At 73.5% G+C, this 5,746-nt stretch carries 7 protein-coding genes; 4 read left to right on the plus strand and 3 right to left on the minus strand.

The genetic code is table 11. The annotated features are described in order from the left end of the window. From HMPREF0731_RS06925 to HMPREF0731_RS06935, 3 genes are all read right to left on the minus strand, one after another. Window positions 1–582: VOC family protein (locus HMPREF0731_RS06925; protein WP_007003346.1), on the minus strand; the 582-nt coding region annotated here is incomplete at its 3' end. Further along, a complete protein-coding gene (locus tag HMPREF0731_RS06930; protein WP_007003347.1) occupies window positions 579–1,241 on the minus strand; it encodes a glutathione S-transferase in 663 nt (220 codons plus the stop codon). The genes HMPREF0731_RS06925 and HMPREF0731_RS06930, both read right to left, overlap by 4 nt. 36 nt (window positions 1,242–1,277) lie before the next feature. Beyond that, a complete protein-coding gene (locus tag HMPREF0731_RS06935; protein WP_007003348.1) occupies window positions 1,278–2,318 on the minus strand; it encodes an NAD(P)/FAD-dependent oxidoreductase in 1,041 nt (346 codons plus the stop codon). A gap of 129 nt (window positions 2,319–2,447) precedes the next feature. Between HMPREF0731_RS06935 and tsaE the strand changes: the two genes are divergently transcribed. From tsaE to HMPREF0731_RS06955, 4 genes are all read left to right on the plus strand, one after another. Beyond that, complete coding sequence (gene tsaE, locus HMPREF0731_RS06940) at window positions 2,448–2,909, plus strand: tRNA (adenosine(37)-N6)-threonylcarbamoyltransferase complex ATPase subunit type 1 TsaE (RefSeq protein ID WP_007003349.1); 462 nt, start codon at window positions 2,448–2,450, stop codon at window positions 2,907–2,909. 73 nt (window positions 2,910–2,982) lie between these two features. Then, window positions 2,983–4,014: an aminoglycoside phosphotransferase family protein gene (locus HMPREF0731_RS06945; protein WP_007003350.1), complete on the plus strand. Its 1,032-nt coding sequence runs from the start codon at window positions 2,983–2,985 to the stop codon at window positions 4,012–4,014. 14 nt (window positions 4,015–4,028) lie between these two features. Next, window positions 4,029–4,754, plus strand: coding sequence for a nucleotidyltransferase family protein (locus HMPREF0731_RS06950; RefSeq protein ID WP_007003351.1), 726 nt, complete (start codon window positions 4,029–4,031; stop codon window positions 4,752–4,754). Window positions 4,755–5,097: 343 nt separating this feature from the next. After that, a partial coding sequence (locus tag HMPREF0731_RS06955; protein WP_007003352.1) for an acyltransferase family protein occupies window positions 5,098–5,746 on the plus strand: 649 nt, incomplete at its 3' end.

A 5,746-nucleotide genomic window follows, 5' to 3' on the forward strand; every position in this document is an offset into this window, starting at 1 on the left:
GCCGGTCAGCCGCGACAGGGCGGCGGCGCTGGCGGCGGCGTCGGGCGCGACCAGGATCGCCTGCTCCAGCGCCACGGCGCGGTTCGGGTGCTCCAGCCAGCGCTCCTGCCAGAGCAGCTCCGGCGTCAAATGCTGGATCAGCTGCAGCCGCCCCTCCGGCGCGTCCGGCAGCGGCAGGCGGGAGAAGCGGGCGCGCGGCCCGTCCGGGTCGTCCACCGGCCGCTCCAGATGGGCGACGCCCGGCAGTTCGATGCCGGCGCGGCGCAGCCGCTCCAGCTCCGCCTCGGCATCCGCCATGCCGAAGGCCAGGATGTGCATGCCGGCATAACGGTCGAGGAACACGTCCAGCCGGTTGGCGAACAGGCTGGGGTCGAGGATCGCCAGCAGCTCGATATAGCCCTGGCGCAGCATGGCGCAGCGATTGCCGGTGGCAAAGGGCTCGACCGGCGCATCCGGGCTGCGGCGGCCGGATTGCCGGGCGACCGGGGTCAGCGCGAAGCCAAGCCGCTCATAGGCCGCCCAGAGGGCCGGCCCGTCGCGGGTGCAGACGCCGACATGGTCCAGGCTCTCGGCGCCGCTCATGCCACGTCCCCCGCCTGCTCGTATTTCGGCAGTTTCCAGGCTTCGGGCTCGGCCGCGGCCTCGGCATACCAGCGGGCCATCAGCGGATGCGCCCGCAGCGCCGCCACATAGGCGCGGCTCAGGGGCGAAAGCTCCGGCTCCCAGGTCAGGAAGCGGCAGGCGACGGGGGCGAACATGATGTCGGCGCCGGTGAGCTCCGCGCCGAACAGGAAGGGCCCGCCCGAGTCGCGCAGCGCCGCCTGCCAGATCGCCTCGATGCGGGCGATGTCGGAAAGCGCCTCCGGCGTGCGGCCCTGTCCGGGGAAGCGGTTCAGGATGGTCATCGGCATGGCCATGCGCAGGCCGCGGAAGCCGGCATGCATCTCGGAGGCGATGCTGCGCGCGGCGGCGCGCTGCACCCTGTCGGCCGGCCACAGGGCGGGGGCGATCTCGGCGCAGTATTCCAGGATCGCCAGGCTCTCCCAGACGCAGGCGCCGCGATGCTCCAGATAAGGCACGGTGCCGGAGGGGGTCGCCTCCTTCACCGCCGCCGTGGCGCCGCCGGCCAGCGGGATCACCACCTCCTCCACATCCAGCCCGGCCAGCTGCACGGCGAGCCAGCCGCGCAGCGACCAGGAGGAATACATCTTGGTGCCGATGAACAGCCGGCCCTCAGCCATGGCGGGTTTCCTTCCCGTTGTTGCGCGGCGGGGCGGTCAGCCCAGCGGCACGCCCTTGGAGGTGCTGTACTCGAAATGCAGCGCCTCGCCGGGGAAGACGCGCGGATGGATGGCATGCGCCGCCATCGCCGCCTCGGCGAAGCCCTGCAGGATCAGCTTCAGCTTGCCCGGATAGGTGGCGATGTCGCCGATGGCGTGCACCCCGTCCAGGCTGGTCATGCAGGTGGAGGGCTCGACGGTGACATGGCTGCGCTCCAGCCCCAGCCCCCATTCGGCGATCGGGCCCAGCTCCATCGACAGGCCGAAGAAGGCCAGCAGGTGGTCGGCCGGCACCGCCTTCTCCTCGCCCTTCAGGGTCGCCAGCACCACCTCGGACAGCGCGCCATCCTCGCCGCGCAGCCCGTGCAGCTGGTAGGGGATGGCCAGGTCGATCTCGCCGCGCGCGGCGGCGGCCTCCATCTGCGCCACACTCTCGGGCGCGGCGCGGAACTTGGGCCGGCGATGCACCACCGTCACCTTGGCGGCGATGTCCTTCAGGCTCAGCGCCCAGTCCACCGCCGAATCGCCCCCACCGGCGATCACCACCCGCTTGTTGCGGAACTCCTCGCGCCGCGCCACCAGATAGCGCACCGCGCCGCTGGCCTCATAGGCGGGCAGGTCGTTCAGCGGCGGCCGGTTGGGGCCGAAGGCGCCGGCGCCGGCGGCCAGGATCACCGCCTTGGCGCGCACCACCTCGTCGCGGCTGGTGCGCAGCTCGAAGCCGCCCTCGGGGCGCTGCGCCAGCGCATCGACCCGGCGGCCCAGCAGGTAGATCGGGGCGAAGGGCGCCGCCTGCTCCTCCAGCCGCGCGATCAGCTCGGCCCCGGCGATCGCGGGGTGGGCGGGGATGTCGTAGATCGGCTTCTCGGGATAGAGCGCGGCGCATTGCCCGCCGATCGCCTCCAGCGTGTCGATCACCACGCATTTCATGCGCAGCATGCCGCATTCGAACACCGCGAACAGCCCGGTCGGGCCGGCGCCGATGATGGCGACATCGGCTTCCACCGCGACATGGGGGGCGGGCGAGTGGTCAGGCATGGGCAAGGGTCCCTTCGCGTCTGGAGCCGGTGCATAGAGGCTTTGCCGCGTGGGGGCAAAGCCTGCCACGCCACCCATGGCTGCGGGCGCTTGTGGAGCCCCCCGCCGCGCGGGCAGATTGCGCCCGCGATGGCCGACACGCTGCACCTGACCCTCCCCGATCTCGCCGCCACCGAGGCGCTGGCGGCGCGCGCCGCCGCGCTCGCCCGGCCGGGCGACGCGCTGCTGCTGGAAGGGCCGCTCGGCGCCGGCAAATCCGCCTTCTGCCGCGCCTTCCTGCGCGCCGCCGCCGGCAATCCGGGGCTGGAAGTGCCCTCCCCCAGCTTCACTTTGGTGCAGGGCTATGAGCTGCCGCAGGGCCCGGCGGCGCATTACGACCTCTACCGCCTCTCCGGCCCCGACGAGCTGGAGGAGCTGGGCTGGGAGGAAGCGCGCGAGGGCATCGTGCTGGTCGAATGGCCGGACCGGCTGGGCTGGCTGGCGCCGCAGGACGCGCTGCGCATCACGCTCCGCCCCGATGCGGCGGGGGAGGCGCGGCAGGCCAGCCTCTCCGGCTGGGCCGACCGGCTGCCTGCTTTGGCCGGGCTGTGACGCCACCGGATCCCGCGCCGGCGCAATCGGTGCTTGGCAAGCGGCGCCGGCTGCGTCACCACCCCGCTCCAGCATGACCCCGCCGCCCGCCCCCGCCAGCCCGAGCCCCGCCGATGCCTTCCTCGCCCGGCATGGCTATGCCGCCGCCACGCGGCTGGCGCTGCCGCAGGATGCCGGCCATCGCCGCTACACGCGCCTCTCCGGCGGGCCGCGCCCGGCCCTGCTGATGGATTGCGCCGATTCCGGCCGAGTCGGCCTGACGCCGGCGCAGGACATCCTGCCCTTCCTCGGCCTGGCGCGGCACATCGCGGGCGCCGGCCTCTCGGCGCCGCTGATCCTGGCCGAGGACGTGCCGAACGGGCTGCTGCTGGTGGAGGATTTCGGCCCCGACACCCACGCCACCCTGCTCGATGCCGGGTCCGATCCGCTGCCGCTCTACCTGGAGGCGGCGGAGACGCTCGCCGCCCTGCACCACGCCCCGCCGCCGCCCGGACTGCCGCTGTGGGAGGCGGAGCGCATGGCGGCGACGGCGGCCGACACCTTCCTGGGCTGGTGGTGGCCGGCGGCCTTCGGCGCCGCGCCGCCGGAAGACATCCGCGCCGAGTTCCTGGCGGCGATGCGGGCCATGCTGGCGCCCTTCGCGGGCGCGGGCGGCTTCGTCCACCGCGACTATTTCCCGGCCAACCTGATCCGCCTTCCCGACCGCGCCGGGCCGCGCCGCACCGGCATCCTCGACTTCCAGGATGCCGGTCTCGGCCATCCCGCCTATGATCTGGTCAGCCTGCTGGAGGATGCGCGGCGCGACGTGGCCCCGGCGGTGCGGGAGGCGGCGCTGGACCGCTACCTGGCCCTGCGGCCGGGGCTGCGCCCGGAAGACTTCCGCGCGGCGCTCTCCGCCATGGCGGCGCAGCGGCACCTGCGGGTCGCCGCCCTCTGGGTGCGGCTGGCGCGGCGCGACGGCAAGCCCGCCTACCTCGCCCATGGCCCGCGCTGCTGGGCGCTGCTGGCGCGCGCCTTGCAACACCCCGCCACGGCGCCGCTCGCCGCCTTCCTCGACCGCCATGTGCCGGCGGCACAGCGGCGCAACCCTGACGGCCTTTCCTGAAGGACCCCCGCCGCGTGATCACCCTCTCCTCCGCCATGGTGCTGGCCGCAGGCCTCGGCACCCGCATGCGGCCGCTCACCGAGGCGACGCCGAAGCCGCTGCTGCCTCTCGCCGGCCGCACCCTGCTCGACCACGCGCTGGACCGGGTGGAGGCGGGCGGCATCGGCAATCTCGTGGTCAACGCCCATTGGTTCCCCGAGCAGGTGGAGGCGGTCTGCGCCGCCCGCGCCAACCCGCCCCGCGTGCTGCGCGAGGAGGAGGCGCAGGAGACCGGCGGCGGCGTCCGCGACGCCCTGCCGCTGCTGGGCGAGGACCCCTTCCTGGTGGTCAATGGCGACGCCTTCTGGCTGGACGGGCCGAGCCCGACGCTGGAGCGCCTGGCCGCGCGCTTCGACGCCGAGAAGATGGACGCGCTGCTGCTGCTGGTCCGCTCCGCCCTGGTGGAGAGCGAGGTCGGCCGCGGCGATTTCCTGCTCGACCCGCTGGGCCGCGCCCGCCGCCCGAAGGAGCGCGAGATCGCCCCTTACGTCTATGCGGGCGTGCAGATCGTCCATCCGCGCCTGTTCCAGGACGCGCCGCAGGGCCGCTTCGGCATGATGACGCTGTGGCAGCGCGCCATCGAGGCCGAGCGCCTCTACGGGCTGGTGCATGACGGGGCGTGGTTCCACCTCTCCACCCCGGTCGATCTGCGCCGCGCCGAAGCCGCCCTCGCCACCGGCCTCGCCCGCCCGCATTTTTAACGGGCTGCCGCCGCCGGGTGGCGCGGCGGGACTCTTTTTCGGGCTGCCGCTGTCCGGTGGCGAGGCGGGACTCTTTTTCCTGGCTGCCGCCGTCGGGTGGAAAGGCGGGGCTCTGTTTCGGGCTGCCGCCGTCGGGCTGAAAGGCGGGACTCTGTTGTCCGGCGGCCGCCGTCAGGCGAAGAAGCCGGCTTCCGGCGGTGGCCGCCCTTCGCGGGCATGCGCCGGAAAGGCACCGGAGCCGGCAACACCCTGACGCTCCCATCCCGCCGCACCGGAAAATCGTTTCATTTTCGCATAAAATAGCGGTAACGCTGTGGCGACCTTGTCAGCGAGCCGCCCCGCCATGCCGCCCCCGCCCGCCGCCCAACGCCTGCCCGTGCTGGAGGCCGGCCGCGGCATCGCCGCCCTGCTGGTGATGCTGTTCCACATCAGCGACACCGCCTTCCACAACCTGTTCGGCCAGCGGCCGGTCGGCGCCGCCTTCGCCTTCGGCTATGCCGGGCTCGATTTCTTCTTCGTGCTCAGCGGCTTCATCATCACCCATGTGCATCTGGACGATCTCGGCCGGCGGGAGCGTGTCCGGCCCTATCTCTGGAAGCGCATCAGCCGCGTCTACCCGGCCTATTGGATCGTCACCCTGCTCTATGCGGGGCTGGCCCTGGCCAGCGCCGGCGGGCTGGAGCCGGGGCGCCTGCTGGCCTCGCTGCTGCTGCTGCCAGGGCCGCCCCTGCTGCTCGGCGTCGCCTGGACGCTGGTGCATGAGATGCTGTTCTACCTGCTCTTCGCCCTGGCCATCCTGGCGCCGCGCGCCGGCCTGGCCATCGGCCTGGCCTGGGTGGCGCTGTCGCTGCTGCTGCCGAAGGGAATCGGCCCCCTGGCCGACATCCTGTTCGAGCTGCGCCATGTCGAGTTCCTGATGGGCGCGCTGGCCGCCTGGACGCTGCGCCACGCCCCGCCGCGCCGGCCGCTGGCGCTGGCCGCGCTGGGCGGCG

Origin of the sequence: Pseudoroseomonas cervicalis ATCC 49957 (genome assembly GCF_000164635.1) — a bacterium.
GTDB classification, from domain to species: Bacteria; Pseudomonadota; Alphaproteobacteria; order Acetobacterales; family Acetobacteraceae; genus Pseudoroseomonas; species Pseudoroseomonas cervicalis.

Coding starts and splice junctions, on each gene's coding strand:
- HMPREF0731_RS06930 (WP_007003347.1), bottom strand. CDS start 1,241: ATGGCTGAGGGCCGGCTGTTCATCGGCACCAAGATGTATTCCTCCTGG.
- HMPREF0731_RS06935 (WP_007003348.1), bottom strand. CDS start 2,318: ATGCCTGACCACTCGCCCGCCCCCCATGTCGCGGTGGAAGCCGATGTC.
- tsaE (WP_007003349.1), top strand. CDS start 2,448: ATGGCCGACACGCTGCACCTGACCCTCCCCGATCTCGCCGCCACCGAG.
- HMPREF0731_RS06945 (WP_007003350.1), top strand. CDS start 2,983: ATGACCCCGCCGCCCGCCCCCGCCAGCCCGAGCCCCGCCGATGCCTTC.